The organism is Rahnella laticis (genome assembly GCF_015644585.1).
Taxonomy (GTDB): domain Bacteria; phylum Pseudomonadota; class Gammaproteobacteria; order Enterobacterales; family Enterobacteriaceae; genus Rahnella; species Rahnella laticis.
In genome coordinates this window covers 21,225-35,534 of record NZ_JADOBI010000016.1, presented here as the reverse complement: position 1 = coordinate 35,534, position 14,310 = coordinate 21,225, and the positions used below count along the sequence as shown (strand labels likewise).

At 54.0% G+C, this 14,310-nt stretch carries 14 protein-coding genes; 5 read left to right on the top strand and 9 right to left on the bottom strand.

Annotation, left to right across the window (positions count from 1 at the left end):
* Window positions 1-15 precede the first annotated feature (15 nt).
* Complete coding sequence (locus tag IV433_RS23755) at window positions 16-642, bottom strand: YbhB/YbcL family Raf kinase inhibitor-like protein (RefSeq protein ID WP_195816238.1); 627 nt, start codon at window positions 640-642, stop codon at window positions 16-18.
* 219 nt (window positions 643-861) lie between these two features.
* Between IV433_RS23755 and IV433_RS23750 the strand changes: the two genes are divergently transcribed.
* Window positions 862-1,386 carry a cytochrome b gene (locus tag IV433_RS23750; RefSeq protein WP_195816239.1) on the top strand — a complete coding sequence of 175 codons (525 nt, stop codon included), beginning with the start codon at window positions 862-864 and terminating at the stop codon, window positions 1,384-1,386.
* Between the two features lie 61 nt (window positions 1,387-1,447).
* Here IV433_RS23750 and IV433_RS23745 read toward each other — a convergent pair whose 3' ends face one another.
* A complete protein-coding gene (locus IV433_RS23745) occupies window positions 1,448-3,223 on the bottom strand; it encodes a DUF4153 domain-containing protein (protein WP_229893690.1) in 1,776 nt (591 codons plus the stop codon).
* A 216-nt stretch (window positions 3,224-3,439) separates the two neighbouring features.
* On the opposite strand from IV433_RS23745, the gene IV433_RS23740 reads away from it, so the two are divergent.
* Entirely contained in the window at window positions 3,440-3,892 is a 453-nt protein-coding gene (locus IV433_RS23740; RefSeq protein WP_195816241.1) for a nuclear transport factor 2 family protein, read from the top strand.
* 53 nt (window positions 3,893-3,945) lie between these two features.
* Here IV433_RS23740 and csgG read toward each other — a convergent pair whose 3' ends face one another.
* The 4 genes from csgG to csgD are packed head-to-tail and all read right to left on the bottom strand — an operon-like array spanning window position 3,946 to window position 6,315.
* Entirely contained in the window at window positions 3,946-4,779 is an 834-nt protein-coding gene (csgG, locus tag IV433_RS23735; protein WP_152324481.1) for a curli production assembly/transport protein CsgG, read from the bottom strand.
* A gap of 32 nt (window positions 4,780-4,811) precedes the next feature.
* Entirely contained in the window at window positions 4,812-5,204 is a 393-nt protein-coding gene (csgF, locus tag IV433_RS23730) for a curli production assembly/transport protein CsgF (RefSeq protein WP_152324726.1), read from the bottom strand.
* Between the two features lie 60 nt (window positions 5,205-5,264).
* On the bottom strand, window positions 5,265-5,648 hold the full coding sequence (gene csgE / locus IV433_RS23725; protein WP_152324480.1) for a curli production assembly/transport protein CsgE: 384 nt from the start codon (window positions 5,646-5,648) through the stop codon (window positions 5,265-5,267).
* A gap of 16 nt (window positions 5,649-5,664) precedes the next feature.
* Window positions 5,665-6,315, bottom strand: a complete 651-nt coding sequence (csgD, locus tag IV433_RS23720) for a biofilm master transcriptional regulator CsgD (protein ID WP_195816242.1) — start codon at window positions 6,313-6,315, stop codon at window positions 5,665-5,667.
* Window positions 6,316-7,192: 877 nt separating this feature from the next.
* Between csgD and IV433_RS23715 the strand changes: the two genes are divergently transcribed.
* The 3 genes from IV433_RS23715 to csgC all read left to right on the top strand — a co-directional run bounded on the left by IV433_RS23715 (window position 7,193) and on the right by csgC (window position 8,634).
* Entirely contained in the window at window positions 7,193-7,681 is a 489-nt protein-coding gene (locus IV433_RS23715; RefSeq protein WP_195816243.1) for a curlin, read from the top strand.
* Window positions 7,682-7,735: 54 nt separating this feature from the next.
* A complete protein-coding gene (gene csgA / locus IV433_RS23710; RefSeq protein ID WP_195816244.1) occupies window positions 7,736-8,215 on the top strand; it encodes a curli major subunit CsgA in 480 nt (159 codons plus the stop codon).
* An 89-nt stretch (window positions 8,216-8,304) separates the two neighbouring features.
* Window positions 8,305-8,634: a curli assembly chaperone CsgC gene (csgC, locus tag IV433_RS23705; protein WP_165058397.1), complete on the top strand. Its 330-nt coding sequence runs from the start codon at window positions 8,305-8,307 to the stop codon at window positions 8,632-8,634.
* Between the two features lie 35 nt (window positions 8,635-8,669).
* On the opposite strand, the gene IV433_RS23700 is transcribed toward csgC, so the two are convergent.
* The 3 genes from IV433_RS23700 to fdhF all read right to left on the bottom strand — a co-directional run bounded on the left by IV433_RS23700 (window position 8,670) and on the right by fdhF (window position 14,292).
* A complete protein-coding gene (locus IV433_RS23700; protein WP_195816245.1) occupies window positions 8,670-9,695 on the bottom strand; it encodes a HoxN/HupN/NixA family nickel/cobalt transporter in 1,026 nt (341 codons plus the stop codon).
* Window positions 9,696-9,703: 8 nt separating this feature from the next.
* Window positions 9,704-12,052: a carbamoyltransferase HypF gene (hypF, locus tag IV433_RS23695; protein ID WP_195816246.1), complete on the bottom strand. Its 2,349-nt coding sequence runs from the start codon at window positions 12,050-12,052 to the stop codon at window positions 9,704-9,706.
* A 68-nt stretch (window positions 12,053-12,120) separates the two neighbouring features.
* Window positions 12,121-14,292: a formate dehydrogenase subunit alpha gene (gene fdhF, locus IV433_RS23690; protein WP_195816247.1), complete on the bottom strand. Its 2,172-nt coding sequence runs from the start codon at window positions 14,290-14,292 to the stop codon at window positions 12,121-12,123.
* Between the last annotated feature and the right edge of the window lie 18 nt (window positions 14,293-14,310).

Sequence of the window (14,310 nt, the reverse complement as noted above, 5' to 3'; positions counted from 1 at the left end):
TCCTGCCGCCGGGCTTTACTTCACGTCCGGATTTAAGGTGTAAGTACCGGTCAGGCTGGCCTGCGCCAGAACGTGGCCTTCAATGGCGGCCAGCACATCCGGGCCGTAGAATTTATCCTGCAATTCCAGTGAAGGAATATCCAGCGCATACAGCGTAAACACGTAGTCGTGCGCAATTTCATCATTCCACGGCGGGCAGGCACCGTCGTAACCGTAATAATCGCCGCCCATATTTTCGTCGTCGCCAAACCACGCGGTATAACCGTTGATGCCATGACGGATTCCGGCTTCAGCGGGCAACGCCGGTTTACCTTTTGGCGTTACGCTGTCGCTGTGGCTGCCTTCGGCAATCTCACGGGTATCAGCAGGAATATTCACCAGCAGCCAGTGGAACAGATCGATACGCGGCAATGATGCGGAAACCACTTTGCCTTCCTGATTCACGTCGTCCGGACGGCTCGGCACATGCGGATCCACACAAACCAGCGCAAACGAACGGGTGTTTTCCGGTACGTCGCTCCAGGCTAAATGCGGGTTACGGTTGGAGGAAAGCGCCAGGTGGTTTTGTGCATCCTGAACGGCAAATGCCAGTTCGCCCGGCATCGGTGCGCCGTTCTCAAAATTCTGACTGATCAATTTCATTGGAAAATCCTCTGCATGTCATTGGACTGGGGTATGGAGAGATTCTATCGCGATGTGCTTCCGGCAGAATGACATATCCCGTCAGATTATTCACTTTTCCCGTCATAATGACCGGAAGGGTGAGTCCTGCGGTCTTCATAAAGTCTGCGTATTTATTTCCTATACTCATTTTTCGTGCTGATGGTTCCCTGATACTTATCTCCGGACAGGAAACGATTTATGAAAACCCGTTACTCGCTTTCCCAGATAAGCCTGCACTGGGCGACGTTACTGATGATTATTCTGACCTACGCCGCCATGCTGACCCGTGATTATTTCCCTGAGGATAATCAGCCGCTGGTGCGATTGCTGCATTTCAACTTCGGGATTTGTGTCTGGCTTCTCATGTGGGTGCGCATTTTTCTGCGCACGCGAAATACCACACCGGCCATCACGCCGCCGCTGCCGCGATGGCAGATTGCGACGTCCCACGCCGTTCACGGTGTTTTGTATCTGCTGTTTCTTTCGCTGCCGGTACTCGGCGTGCTGACGCTGGAATTTGGCGGGCGCGACTGGGTTTTATTTGGCTGGCAGGTGCCGCAGTTTATCTCGCCGGATCCTTCCGCGCGCCGCACGGTGCGCACGGCCCATGAATTCCTGGCGAACTGCGGGTATTACCTGATTGGCTTACACGCGGTGGCGGCGATTTATCATCACTATTTTCGTAAAGACGATACCTTTACACGGATGTTGCCGGGGAAATAGTCCGGGGGAATTCAGAGGCGGGAAGCTTCTCCGGCAGGGCGTCTGCCGGAGAAGAAATCAATCAGTCGTTATCGCTGTTGTAGTGGATCACCCGACGCTTGCCGTCGATCTGCACGTCTGCCCATTTCCGTTGTACAGGCCTGACCTCACCGTTGCGCAGCGCCTGAATCAGGGTGTCTTTATCCTTCCCTTCATACAGATAAAGCTCTCCGGTTTGTGCCCATTTGCCGGCCTGACGGGCGAAAATCCGGCAGTTGATGGACGGCGCATCAAACGTATTACAGAAGAAAATTTCTTTCTGCTTATCGTTGTTCAGATCCAGCGTATTGATGATGCACGCGCCTTCCAGGCTCAGACAATCGCGCAGCGTACTGCGGTAATTCTCCAGCTCTGGCAGGCTTTTCCACCAGGAGTCATCCGGCTGCGATGCGCCTTTGGCCAGCAGGATCTGTTTTTTCGCGTCTTCAATGCGGTAGTTTTTCGCGGCGTTCTCAGCCTCTTTAACGCTGTAAGCCCCCCAGCGGGAAGTTTGCGCCAGCATGTTTTTCAATGACGCCTGTAAACGCGGATCGCTGGTGAACGCCGGATTCTCCCGGAGCTTCTCCAGCGCCTCATTCCCCCGGCGACCAGTGTCGAAACGCAGCAGATTCAGCGAGAGATCTTTAGCCTGCGTTTTCCCGCTGTCCAGCCGCGCAATCTGGTTATTCACGCTGATGCGGTAAGGATCCAGCAGCGGACTGTTACAGGCAATCACCAGCAAAACCACCAGCAGCGACAGCGGTTTGTTGAACTGCGTAATGCGCGGCAGCCAGTCCGGGCGCTTATCGATAACGGAAAAACTGTAGCAAACCGACGCAATCAGCGTGACGACAATAATCTGCATCGCCCAGATCCGCGACGGCGTCCAGCCGTACTGCGAGACGCGCAGACCGGTGGCATACAGCGCCAGCGCGGCATACACCGGCAGCAGCAAAATCGCGGCGTTGACCATCAGGCGGATGGCGCGCGGATACGGCTTCACCGGACTGTCCGTTTCCCGCACCACATTCACCAGGATCAGCACGCTCAGCGCCATGGTGGTCAGCAGACTTGCTGCCGACCACGCCTGAGACAGCGCGTTCAGGCCGGTAAACGGCAGCGCAAACAGGAAAATCAGCGCGATAAACGCCACCAGCGGCAACAGACCTTTCAGGATAAAACGGATGATGTTGCGCGTCGTGTTCATCAGCGAAGGCTGGGTGCGGCAGGTGACAATACTGATGCCCAGCAGCACGCCGTAAAGCAGCCAGCCGACCAGCGGCGTATCGTAAAACAGCTGGTGGAAGTACTCGATGCCAATCAGCCGGAACAGCGCCGCCCACAGCGCGACCACCGCAACGGCCAGCAGCATCAGCAGCACGGTTAGCATCACGCACAGGATATTCTGGCTGTAACAGACCGCCATATGGATGTAGCGGTAGCGCGTCTCCGGCGGGAAAGCCTGAACCTGAAGCCACGGCAAAATAAAGAACGTCAGCAACCCCAGTGACAGCTGGAACGGAACAAGAATGCTGTCCGTCATATTTCCAAAAATATTACTTTTTGCCCACGCCGCCAGCCCGGCCAGCAGCAGGGTGAAGACGACAATACTTGCCCAGAACCGGCCGTCTTTCAGCCGCGTGACCGACAGCGAAATCAGTACCGGTAATACCAGTGCCATAGTTTGCCCGTAGATATTATGCGTAAGGCGAATTAGCGCAGGTGTTTCCGGGGCAGAGAAAAAGAAATACAGCAGCAGGCCCTGCAACAGGCATATCGCCATGATAAAAGCACGTGCGGGCGAAGGAACAGGGGGCATTGCGCTGCCTGCCCGGTTGAACTGAGGCATCCGTGACTCTCCAAAGTGTAAGAGGACATGATCAGAAAATTCTTGCCAGTGTAGAGAATTCCGCGGCTGAGTGCAGAAAACTCTTCTCCGGACGGTGCCGGCAATTTTGTGAGCTTCACCGCATAACTGGCAAAATCAGCGGCAGTCACTAGGCTTAAATATTGGATGGAGAATTTCGAGGTGAAAATGGCTGAACACGAACTGAAAGAAAAACGCATTGAAATCGTTAAGAATTTCTACGCCAAACTGGATCAGGCTGATGCTTCATTGTTAGATCTCTTTGCCGAAGACGTCGTGCTGTTCTTCCCGAAATTTGGTACCGCCCAGGGTAAATCGTCATTGGGAGAACTGGGTAAACGCTTTGCGCTGGAGATAGACAAAATTCAGCATATTCAGGATGCTTTCGCCTTTCTGAGTGATGGCGACACGATTGTGCTGGAAGGACAGATGCGCGGCGTGATGCAAAACGGCGACCGCTGGCCGACGTCCGAAGCGGGGCGCCATCATTTCTGCACGGTGTTTGTGTTCGAGGATTTGCTGATAAAACGGGTCAGTATTTATCTGGATCCGGATTTTAATCTTGAGGACAAAAAGCGCGTCAGCAATTACCGGCAGACAGTGAAAGCTGAAGCATCTTAAAAAAAGAAGGGAAGTGGCTTCAACCAACCACTTCCCTTCGCCAACCACCGACATCAGGAATCGGTAGGGACAACGCTGTTTTTGTAGCGTTGCAGGATCGGAGAATTGATATCCGAAGGATTCTGCAACTGCCACAGATTGCGGTCGATACCGTCATTCACCAGATAAATCACACCCGACTCAATGGCCGACATCAGGCACAGCATCACCGGTTCGTTGGTGGTGTAACCGAGTTCGCCTTCCAGCAGGCGCTGGTAATCGATAAAGCGGAACACCCCGGCCTGCACTTCATACGACAGAATCGTTTTGCTGGTATTTACCGATGACAACACTTCCCCGGTATTGACGTCGACCGCACGCAGGTTCACCGCAATCTGATCCAGCTGATATTGCGTGCTGGCGCCGATACCGAAATAACGTGCCCCGATCCCGCCTGATTTCACATTGCTTTCATAGCCAATGATCGAGCCTTCAATCAGGATATTCGCGGCCACCAGAGAGGACAGCGGGCGCTGGTTATTGATAGCGACGCTGCCGTTATCCTGTGCAGCACGGATAATTTTGCGTTCATTGAGCAGGTTTTGCAGGCCCTGACGTTCCAGAGGAATAAACCATTTCGAATCTTTCAATGCGGAAACCAGCATCGCCGTGGCGCTCTGCGGCACCGCCGTCGAGAAGTTACTCGCGGGATATGGTTTGAACTGGCCCGTTTCATCCTGAATATTGTAAACCGAGACAAAAATTCGCCCTTGTGGTGACGGGAGATGTGTCAGATCCGTATAACTTTGTGCTCTCGGCAATAACGTGGGTTTGGCGGCTTCTTTCGGTGCTGCTGTGAGGCACCCGCTCAGCACAAAAACTGCGATGAGTAATAAATAGCTGCGCATGATGTTGTTCCTGTTTTTATTGGTCATCGGAATCAGTTAGTCGTTGCAGACAAACCCTGAACCTGAATAGTGGAAATTTTGCCGGTTTTGCGGTCGGTGACATTCATCACCAGCTGCCCGTCGGTATTCTGGATATCCACAATAAAGTCCTGTGTCACCAGCCGCCCCGGTTTCCCCTGATTCACGTTACCCATCAGACTGCCCAGTAATTGCGACTGGATAGATGCGGTAAAGTTATCCAGCGCTGAAGTACTGGACGTGCCGAAATCATACGCATCGGGGTCTTTATACGAGTTTTGCGCCTGCGCCTCATTGAGCAGAAACGCGCCATTATTCGGGTTGCCGCCGAAATTCGGGTTGATGAACTGGAAAACCATATTGCCGCCCCAGGACAACGGGGACGCTGTCAGCAATGCCAGCAGCATCACCGAACGCGGGACAGAGACTGGAATATTCACGATGCTCTCCTTAAAAGAGGCTGTGCATTAAAATTCGTCATGGGCAAGATCCCCGGTACCAAGTAGTGCTTTGTCTAGCTGCCGCCGTGATAAGGCTTCCGTGACCCCGGCAATGGCGGTATCGATGTCCTTATTAAAATTGCGACGGTTCGGAAACAGCAGAGTCTGATACAAGGTGTCCTGACCTATTTTTATGGTGATCCAACTGCCCCAGCGGGCGCTGGGTCTTTCTGAAATAGTGATCGTTTCCGGGTAGTTCTGATCCCAGCGGTCGGTAAAACCACGGTAAAAATCGTGGCCCACCGACGTCACCGTGCGGTCGGTAATCAACCCCGGATCCCGTACATCAGCGGCCTGGACATGCACGCAGGTAGCACAAAGCAGCGCCAGCCAGAGCCAGAACGATTTCATACAAGGAGTCATGATGTCAGCGCTTGAGATTGTCGTTAGCCCAGGAAGCCGCCTGAGTACGGTTCTTGACGGAAATTTTCCTAAATAAATTATAAAGATGCGTTTTGACGGTGTTCTCGCTGATAAACAGCAGACGTGCGATTTCCGTGTTCGACGCGCCGACACGTAACTTATTCAGGATCTCTTTTTCACGGTGGGTCAGGCCGGTGTCTTCACTGTGAAGATGGCGGAAAGCGCCGGACTGATTGATCAGATAGCTGGCGAACCCCTGAGAGAAATAGCATTCCCCGCGGATCACGCTTCTGATACCTTCCACCAGATGCTCTTCATCGGTCGAAAGATAAAAAACGGCGCTGATCCGTGGCCAGGTTTCGATTTCACGGAAATGATAATTATCGGGCGTATTCAGCAGCAGTAACTTCACGCTGCTGTGATACCGGTTAATGGCGGACTGCCAGGATTCAATGGTCCGGCGGTCCGCCTCCATCATATCGAAGAGAATTAACGTCTCCTGAAGATACTGATCCTCCAGAGACTTATGAATATTGTGCAACCGGGTATTAACGTAAAGTTGTTGTTTTAATTGCTGCAATAAAGCACTGGCTTGTAATGATGGTTTGGTCACTAATAAAAGAATATTATTATTGATTGCTGCTTCATTACTCATAATGAAACCCTGCCCTGATTTATTATCGCCACAGCCGGCCAATACCTGATAATTAAAACAGGCAGGAAATAGACTGTGATTTTATTTTGCTAAATCTATAGCTGTATGTTTGCTGTGTATATCTGAAAACTGCAAATATACGCAACCTGAGGCACATAATATTTCAGGTCGTTTTATGTGCGGTACAGACTCAATTTAGCTTTTGGTTTCCCTTACGCAAGGCTTATTTATGTTTCAAAATGTAACTCGAAATGTATAAAATTTTCCTAATGTATTGCGTTAATTTACCCGCGCCCAGCTTAAAGGGAATTTAAGTAAGGCGCTTACATAATCTTAACGTTCACCCTTGTTAAGACTGCGAATTTAAGGATTACTTAACGCAAATATCCTTCCGGAAACAGCAATGGTCTGCATGATTCATCGTAAATAAAGCCAACATCAGCCTCTCATACATTCGATTTAGCTTAGGTGAGGCTTCACTAAAGCCCTTTTACAGGCAGAGAAAACGGTATGACGCACGGTGAGAAGGGGCAGGCCGGCAATGTTAAGGGGTGGAAATGTGCGAAAGATCTCCTTTATGGCCGAATGCGTGTCAGTATTTTATTAAGAATAGTTGCATTTGTGTGATTATTTGAACGGCTATTTTTTAGCACTTTAGGATTAATGCTATGGGGTAGATTAGCCACGCTGACCTTTTACTGAAATATTCTGGTCAATCCGCATGAGAAGTGCATCCTCATACTTTTTGATGAAGCTGATAATTAAAATACGACGTGCGGGTGAGTTTCTTATTCGGATGAAACTCCATAATCAATTCGTCAGCAGCAATAAAACCGGCGAGCTAATTATCCGGCGTCGGGTTTAAAAAGGTGACGAAATGAAGAAGACATTACTGACCCTGGCGTTACTTTCCATATCCTGGGTCGTTCACGCACAACAATCTGACATGGGTTACTCAGATTTAAATTCTGACAGTCCGGATCAGTATTTTGCTGGCGCGAGAAATTCATCAGGGAATTCATCAACGATTTACCAGAACGGTAACAGTAATGCGGCCTATACGAATCAGACGGGTTCCGGCAGTTCAAGCGTTATTCGTCAGATAGGTACAGAAAATACCGCAGTGGTAAATCAGAGAGGTAATGGGAATAACGCTGATATTTCCCAAAGCGGCAGCGATAATTTTGCCTACATATCGCAAAGCGGCGGCGGGGATGCATCCATTACGCAACAAAATTTTGGCAATACGGCTTACATTCTGCAAAAAGGCCGGAGTGTGACGGAAATTCGCCAGAATGGTACGAACCAGAGCAGCGGTGTCGTACAAAACTCGTCAGGAATGGCGATTAGAGTGACACAGCATTAACAAACATACGTTCTTATGACATGACATCCGATATTAAACCAATGGGGTAGCATCATGAAACTTTGGAAAATTGTGGCAGTCTCCGCTTTAGTCGTCAGTGGCAGTGCATTTGCAGGTAATAGCCACGGTGGTGGTAATGATCATGGCAATCCACCTCCGTCAAATCCACCGTCAACGGTGCCGACATTCACGGCCACCCAGTGGAATTCTGAAATTCAGATTTACCAACAGGGGACGTCTAACCTGGCAAATGCCACTCAGGCTGGTGCGCAAAAATCTCTGACCAGTATTGACCAGAATGGTTACAGAAATACTGCCAGCACCAATCAGACCGGCGACGGTAGCCTGCTCAGCGTCGTGCAGAAAGGTGATTACAACACCACCAATGCATCTCAGAGCGCTAACGCCAGTAAAATTCTGGTTTCCCAGAATGGTTCAGGCAACTACGCTCAGGCTTCACAAGGTGCTAACGGCACTTTGACCAGCATTACCCAGGTCGGTACGGGTAACCTGGCTTACGCCAACCAGAACTGATCGTCTCCTCTCTCTTTCACGGGGGAGGTGCTATAAAAACAGGGCACGAGCCCTGTTTTTTTTTCGACTGGATCCAGAGGATAAATGTCATGCACTTACTTCTGATTGCCGCCGTGATGTCCAACCAGCTCTGGTTCGACACCCATAATGACGCCCAAACCTACACCGTAACGCCGATGGTCAGCCTCACTAAAGCCTGCGCCTGTCAGGTGGCTGTGTCCGTTTCGCAGGAAAGCACCGCCGGAACCAGCACCAGCCGCCAGAGCCAGAACATGAATCTCTCCGCCAGCCAGGCGCAGCCGCTCGGGCAAATGCGTTTTGCCGTCAGACCCGGCGGGAAAACGCAAATCATGATTACGGTTACGGATGGCGATAAACTGCGGCTGGAAAAACAGCTGACGCTGCCCAATGACGCATAGCCGTTAACGTATAAAGCAGACGGTGTTTAAACGGGTCAGACCGCCAGACTGTCGTAGCCTTTGCGGCGATAATTGAGGGCGGAAATGCCCCAGAACACCACAAAAATTGCCACGGCGGCATACCCGACGCTGCCCATATTGTCATTGAGTTCTCCGACAACGCGCCAGAATGCGCCGTGCAAATCCAGCTTGTCCGCCATCAGCCCGAGCGCTTCCAGGCCGCCGATAAACAGGGCGATAAATACGCTGGTGGCCGTAATGGTCATATTGTAATAGAGCTTGCGAACCGGTTTATCAAACGCCCAGCCGTACGCGCCCACCATGACAAAATTGTCGAGCGAGTCGATGAGCGCCATGCCGCTGGCGAACAGTGCCGGAAAAATCAAAATACTCCAGACGGACATGCCGGAAGACGCGCCCGCCACGGAAATGCCCAGCAGACCGATTTCCGTGGCGGTATCAAACCCCAGCCCGAACAAAAATCCGACCAGATACATCTGCCAGCTTTTATTCACCAGATTAAACGCGAAACTGAAAATCCGGCTCATGATGCCGCCCTGAACCTGATTCAGCTCTTCTTTATCCGTGAAAGTCTGCCCCTGTTTTACTTTCTGAAAACGGCGATATACGTCCCGCAGAATCAGCGCATTCAGCAGCGCCATCATCAGTAAAAACAGTGCAGAAACCAGCGTGCCGATGGTGCTGCCATAATCATGCAGCCAGCCGATTTTATTGCCGAAAACCAGTGATGTGGCGGCGATCGCCACGCAGGCCAGCACCACAATGCTGGAATGCCCGAGTGAGAAAAATGCCCCGACCGCCACCGGCCGCTGACCCTGCTGCATCAGCTTGCGGGTCACGTTATCGATAGCCGCGATGTGATCCGCATCGACCGCGTGCCGCAGGCCATAGCCGTAAGCCAGCAACGCCGCCGCCATCAGTGCCGCATGATGGCGAAACACCAGAAATGCCCAGGCCCAGGCCAGTAAATTAATAGCCACCAGACCGGTTAAAAGCCAGGAAGCGCGGCGATGTGTGTGGAAAATGTCACGGCTAATCATGGGGATCCTTATTGTTTTGATAAAGAAGTTGCAACAGAAGCTGAAACAGAAGCAGAAATAAAAGAAGAGAACTGAAGGCGCGCACAGGCGACCACGGCCTGACCCAGCGCCAGCCCGCCGTCACCGGCCGGAATGTTTTGCGGCATCAGCACCCGCAAGGGCGACAGATGATGGTGCAAACGCTGGCGCAGCAGGCGGTTATGCAAAACACCGCCGCCGAGCGCGACGGTACGGATACCGGTGCGGGCACAATGAAAACGGGCGAGGGCGGCAAAACCCTGCGCCAGTGCGTCATGAAAAGCGAAAGCCCGTGCGGCAGGCGGAGCCTGCCATCCGAGCCACTGCCGCCAGAAAGTGGCTAAATCCAGAAAAACGCCACCGGATGTATGGCACAGCGGGAGCGTAACCGGATGCGAAATGCCTTCCGCGCGGTGAGCCAGCGCTTCAAGCCGGCAGGCGGCTTCGCCTTCCCAGCTCAGTTGCGCCGGTGCGCAGCCGAGGGCGGCTGCGACGGCATCAAACAGTCGCCCGCAGGAAGACGCCAGCGGCGAATTCACTCCGGCGGCGATGGCTTTCGACAGCGGCAGCCACGGATGTTCATCCAGCACGCGCGCTTCGGGCAGCGGCTGCCAGCCGGGCACGAAAGCCTGCCATTGCGCCAGCAAATTGCGCCAAGGTTCACGCGCCGCGCGGTCGCCGCCGGGCAGCGCTACGGCGGGTAACCCCCCTAAATGTTCGCAATGCAGATAATCCACCTGCAAACATTCACCGCCCCACAGCGCGCCGGTTTTGCCTGCCGGAATGCCGTAACCCAACCCGTCCAGCGCCAGCCCGATGACTTTGCCACCGTCCAGCGGCCAGCCGTTTTCTGCCAGACACGCCGCGAGATGCGCGTGATGGTGAAATACGTCAACGACCCGTAATCCGTGGCTTTCGGCCTGAACGTGGCTGACATATGCAGGATGCGCATCGCGGGCAATCGCCACCGGCGTGCATTCATAAAGCTGCTGGAAATGCTCAATGGCCTGCTGTTGCTGGCGGGCAATATCGCCGTCAGCCAGCGATCCGAAATGCGCGCTGAGAATGGCCTGATTGCCGCGTACCAGACAAAACGTATTTTTGAGGTCGCCGCCCAGCGCCAGCACCGGCGGCTGGGTGTTGAAACCGGCGGGCAGCGGCAGCGCGTCCGGCACAAAGCCCCGCGCACGGCGCAGAACTTCGGTGCCCTGCGGTGTCAGGCGAACCAGCGAATCGTCGGCGCGCTGAACGATGTCGCGGTTATGCAACAGAAAGACGTCGGCAATTTTGCCGAGCTGACGAAGTGCATCGTCATTATTTAAAACCGGCGCTCGCCCCGCCGCATTCCCCGACGTCATCACCAGCGGCGTGCCGCAGGCCTGCATCAGCAAATGATGCAACGGCGTAAACGGCAGCATCAGCCCGACTTCATCCAGCTCCGGTGCAACCGCTGCGCACAAAGGCGACGTGGCGCTTTTTGCCGTCAGCACAATCGGCGCGGCAGGCGAACTCAGCAGTTCGCGCAACGCAAACTGCGGGCTGTCGTCACCGCATTGCGTCAGCCAGCTCATATCCGGCAGCATTACCGCCAGCGGTTTTGACGGGCGGTTTTTGCGTTCCCGCAGCCGCATAACTGCATTCTGTTGTGTGGCATCGCATGCCAGATGGAAACCGCCCAGCCCTTTGATCGCAACAATTTCACCTGCCTGCAACGCGGCCACGGCGTAGCTGAGCGCCGCATTTCCCTGCGCCAGCGTTTTGCCGTTTTGCCGCGTGGCGCGCACTTGTGGCCCGCAGTCCGGGCAGGCGACCGGTTGTGCGTGAAAGCGCCGGTCGGCCGGGTTTTGATATTCCTGCAAACATGCCGGGCACAGCATGAATTCCGCCATGCTGGTGGAAGGGCGGTCATAAGGCATGGCGCGGATAATGGTGAACCTCGGGCCGCAATGCGTACAGTTGGTAAAGGCATAGTCGAAACGGCGGTCGCCGCGACAGGTGATTTCCTTCAGACATTCCGGACAGGTCGCCGCGTCGGGGACCACCTGGGTACTCATCTGCTGGCGTCGGCTGTTTGTGATGGAGAAATTGGGCGGGGGAGTTTGCCAGTCGAAACGACCCACGCTGACGCTGTCAATGCGCGCCAGTGGCGGACATTCGCGTTTTACCTGAGCGATAAACGCGTCGATATCTACCGGCTGAAAAAGTCTGATTTCCACGCCCGCGCTGTCATTACACACTTCGCCGCGAAGCTGCATCCGGTCCGCCAGTTGCCAGATAAAAGGCCGGAAACCGACGCCCTGAACCTTGCCGCAGATACGGATCACGTGAGAATCAAACATACAGCCTCATGAAATTTTGGGTGATTTGGGTGTGCTCCTCCCCCTTCGAAGGGGGAGGAGCAAAAAAACTAAACTTCCACCACCGGGATTACATCCTCAACGGCACTGCGCAGGCGCGCCTTCATGTCGCTGTAGGTTTGCTGTGCGTAGTTTTCCGCCCAGCGCTGGTCGGCAATCTGCTGAACGTTAACGGCGCAATACTTGGTTTCCGGCGTTTTGGAGACCGGATCCAGATTATCCTGCGTCAGTTCGTTACAGGCACCAATCCACCACTGATAGGTCATGTACACCGCGCCGATATTGATACGTTCATTGAAGTTGGCGCGTGAAATGACTTTGCCACGGCGCGAGGCGACCCAGACCAGTTGCTGGTCGCGGATGCCGAGCGCTTCGGCGTCCTGCGGGTGCATCTGCACAAAGCCCGGTTCGTCGGCCAGCGTTTGCAGCGCGGCGCAGTTGCCGGTCATTGAGCGGCAGGAATAGTGGCCGACTTCGCGGACGGTACACAGCACCAGCGGATAACTGTCATCCGGCACTTCTGCCGGTGCGCGCCACGGTGCGGCAAACAGCTGGCCTTTGCCGGTTGGTGTATCAAAGCGATTATCGGCGTAAAGGTACTGCGTCCCCGGGCTTTCGAGGGTGGTACAAGGCCACTGAACGTGCCCGAGTTCGCCCATTTTTTCGTAAGTTGCGCCATAGAACAGCGGGCACAGCTCACGCATTTCGTCCCAGATTTCCTGGTTATCGTTGTAATGCATCGGATAACCGAGTTCTGTCGCCAGCAGGCTGATGATTTCCCAGTCGCGTTTAACGTTGTACTTCGGTTCGATGGCTTTCTCAAAACGCTGGAAGCCGCGGTCGGCACAAGAGAACACGCCGCCGTGTTCACCCCATGACGTGGCAGGCAGAATCACGTCGGCCTGTTCCGCCGTTTTGGTCATGAAGATGTCCTGCACAACGACAAATTCCAGCGCCTCGAAGCCTTTGCGCACCAGACCCAAATCGGCCTCAGTCTGCAACGGATCTTCGCCCATGATGTAGTAGGCTTTCACGTGGCCTTCAATCGCCAGATGCGGGATTTCGGTGATGCGGTGGCCGACTTCAGCGTCCATCTGGTTAACGTCAATGCCCCACGCATCGGCGAATTTCGCACGAACTTTTGCGTCGCTGACGGCCTGATAGCCGGGGAATTCATTCGGCAGAACGCCCATATCGCAGGCACCTTGCACATTATTCTGTCCGCGAACCGGCCCGACACCGACGTTGGCGCGGCCCAGATTACCGGTCAGCAGCGCCAGTCCGGCCAGCCCTTTCACCACGTCTACGGCCTGACCAAACTGAGTGACGCCCATGCCCCACATGATGGTGGCAGAAGGGGCGGCGGCGTAAGTGCGCATCGCCTGACGGATTTGCTGTGCAGAAACGCCGGTCTGTTCGGCGACCGCTTCCGGTGAATAATCGGCAACGTTTTTGCGGTATTCCTCGAAGCCTTCGGTGTATTTCGCCACGTAGTCGTGGTCATACAGGTTTTCTTCGATCAGCACATGGGCGAATGCATTCACCAGCGCCATGTTGCAGCCATTTTTGATTTGCAGATGCTGATCGGCAATGCGCGCGGTTTCGATGCGGCGCGGGTCACAGACAATAATCTGTGCGCCTTTTTCTTTGGCTTTGATCACGCGACGCGCGACGATCGGGTGCGAGTCCGCGCAGTTATAGCCGATCACCAGCAGGCATTTTGAATTCTCGATATCGCCGATGGAGTTACTCATCGCGCCGTTACCGAGCGTCGCCTGCAAACCGGCGACGGACGGACCGTGACACACGCGGGCGCAGCAGTCGACGTTGTTGGTGCCGATGACCGCACGGGCAAATTTCTGCATCACATAGTTGGTTTCGTTGCCGGTACCGCGGGAAGAACCGGTGTGCATGATGGCGCGCGGGCCATGTTTTTGTTTGATTTCTTGCAGGCGCTGCGCGGTATAGCGAATGGCTTCATCCCAGCTGACGGCTTCAAATTTTCCGCCTTTCTGACGGCGGATCATTGGCTGCGTCAGGCGCGGGGTCAGCAGTTTGGTATCGTTCAGGAAATCCCAGCCGTAATAGCCTTTCAGACAGAGTTCGCCCTGGTTGGTGACGCCGTTGGCGGCTTCGGCGCGAATGATTTTTCCGTTATCCACAACCAGATTCAATTTACAGCCAGCCCCGCAATACGGGCAGACAGTGGTGACTTTTTTCATGTGATTACTTCCTCTATC

What these genes read in the sequence shown, in the direction of transcription:
- IV433_RS23745 (WP_229893690.1), bottom strand. Translation starts at nt 3,223, where the DNA reads ATGCCCCCTGTTCCTTCGCCCGCACGTGCTTTTATCATGGCGATATGC.
- IV433_RS23740 (WP_195816241.1), top strand. Translation starts at nt 3,440, where the DNA reads ATGGCTGAACACGAACTGAAAGAAAAACGCATTGAAATCGTTAAGAAT.
- csgE (WP_152324480.1), bottom strand. Translation starts at nt 5,648, where the DNA reads ATGAAATCGTTCTGGCTCTGGCTGGCGCTGCTTTGTGCTACCTGCGTG.
- IV433_RS23755 (WP_195816238.1), bottom strand. Translation starts at nt 642, where the DNA reads ATGAAATTGATCAGTCAGAATTTTGAGAACGGCGCACCGATGCCGGGC.
- hypF (WP_195816246.1), bottom strand. Translation starts at nt 12,052, where the DNA reads ATGTTTGATTCTCACGTGATCCGTATCTGCGGCAAGGTTCAGGGCGTC.
- csgD (WP_195816242.1), bottom strand. Translation starts at nt 6,315, where the DNA reads ATGAGTAATGAAGCAGCAATCAATAATAATATTCTTTTATTAGTGACC.
- IV433_RS23700 (WP_195816245.1), bottom strand. Translation starts at nt 9,695, where the DNA reads ATGATTAGCCGTGACATTTTCCACACACATCGCCGCGCTTCCTGGCTT.
- IV433_RS23715 (WP_195816243.1), top strand. Translation starts at nt 7,193, where the DNA reads ATGAAGAAGACATTACTGACCCTGGCGTTACTTTCCATATCCTGGGTC.
- fdhF (WP_195816247.1), bottom strand. Translation starts at nt 14,292, where the DNA reads ATGAAAAAAGTCACCACTGTCTGCCCGTATTGCGGGGCTGGCTGTAAA.
- csgG (WP_152324481.1), bottom strand. Translation starts at nt 4,779, where the DNA reads ATGCGCAGCTATTTATTACTCATCGCAGTTTTTGTGCTGAGCGGGTGC.
- csgF (WP_152324726.1), bottom strand. Translation starts at nt 5,204, where the DNA reads ATGCTGCTGGCATTGCTGACAGCGTCCCCGTTGTCCTGGGGCGGCAAT.
- csgA (WP_195816244.1), top strand. Translation starts at nt 7,736, where the DNA reads ATGAAACTTTGGAAAATTGTGGCAGTCTCCGCTTTAGTCGTCAGTGGC.
- IV433_RS23750 (WP_195816239.1), top strand. Translation starts at nt 862, where the DNA reads ATGAAAACCCGTTACTCGCTTTCCCAGATAAGCCTGCACTGGGCGACG.
- csgC (WP_165058397.1), top strand. Translation starts at nt 8,305, where the DNA reads ATGCACTTACTTCTGATTGCCGCCGTGATGTCCAACCAGCTCTGGTTC.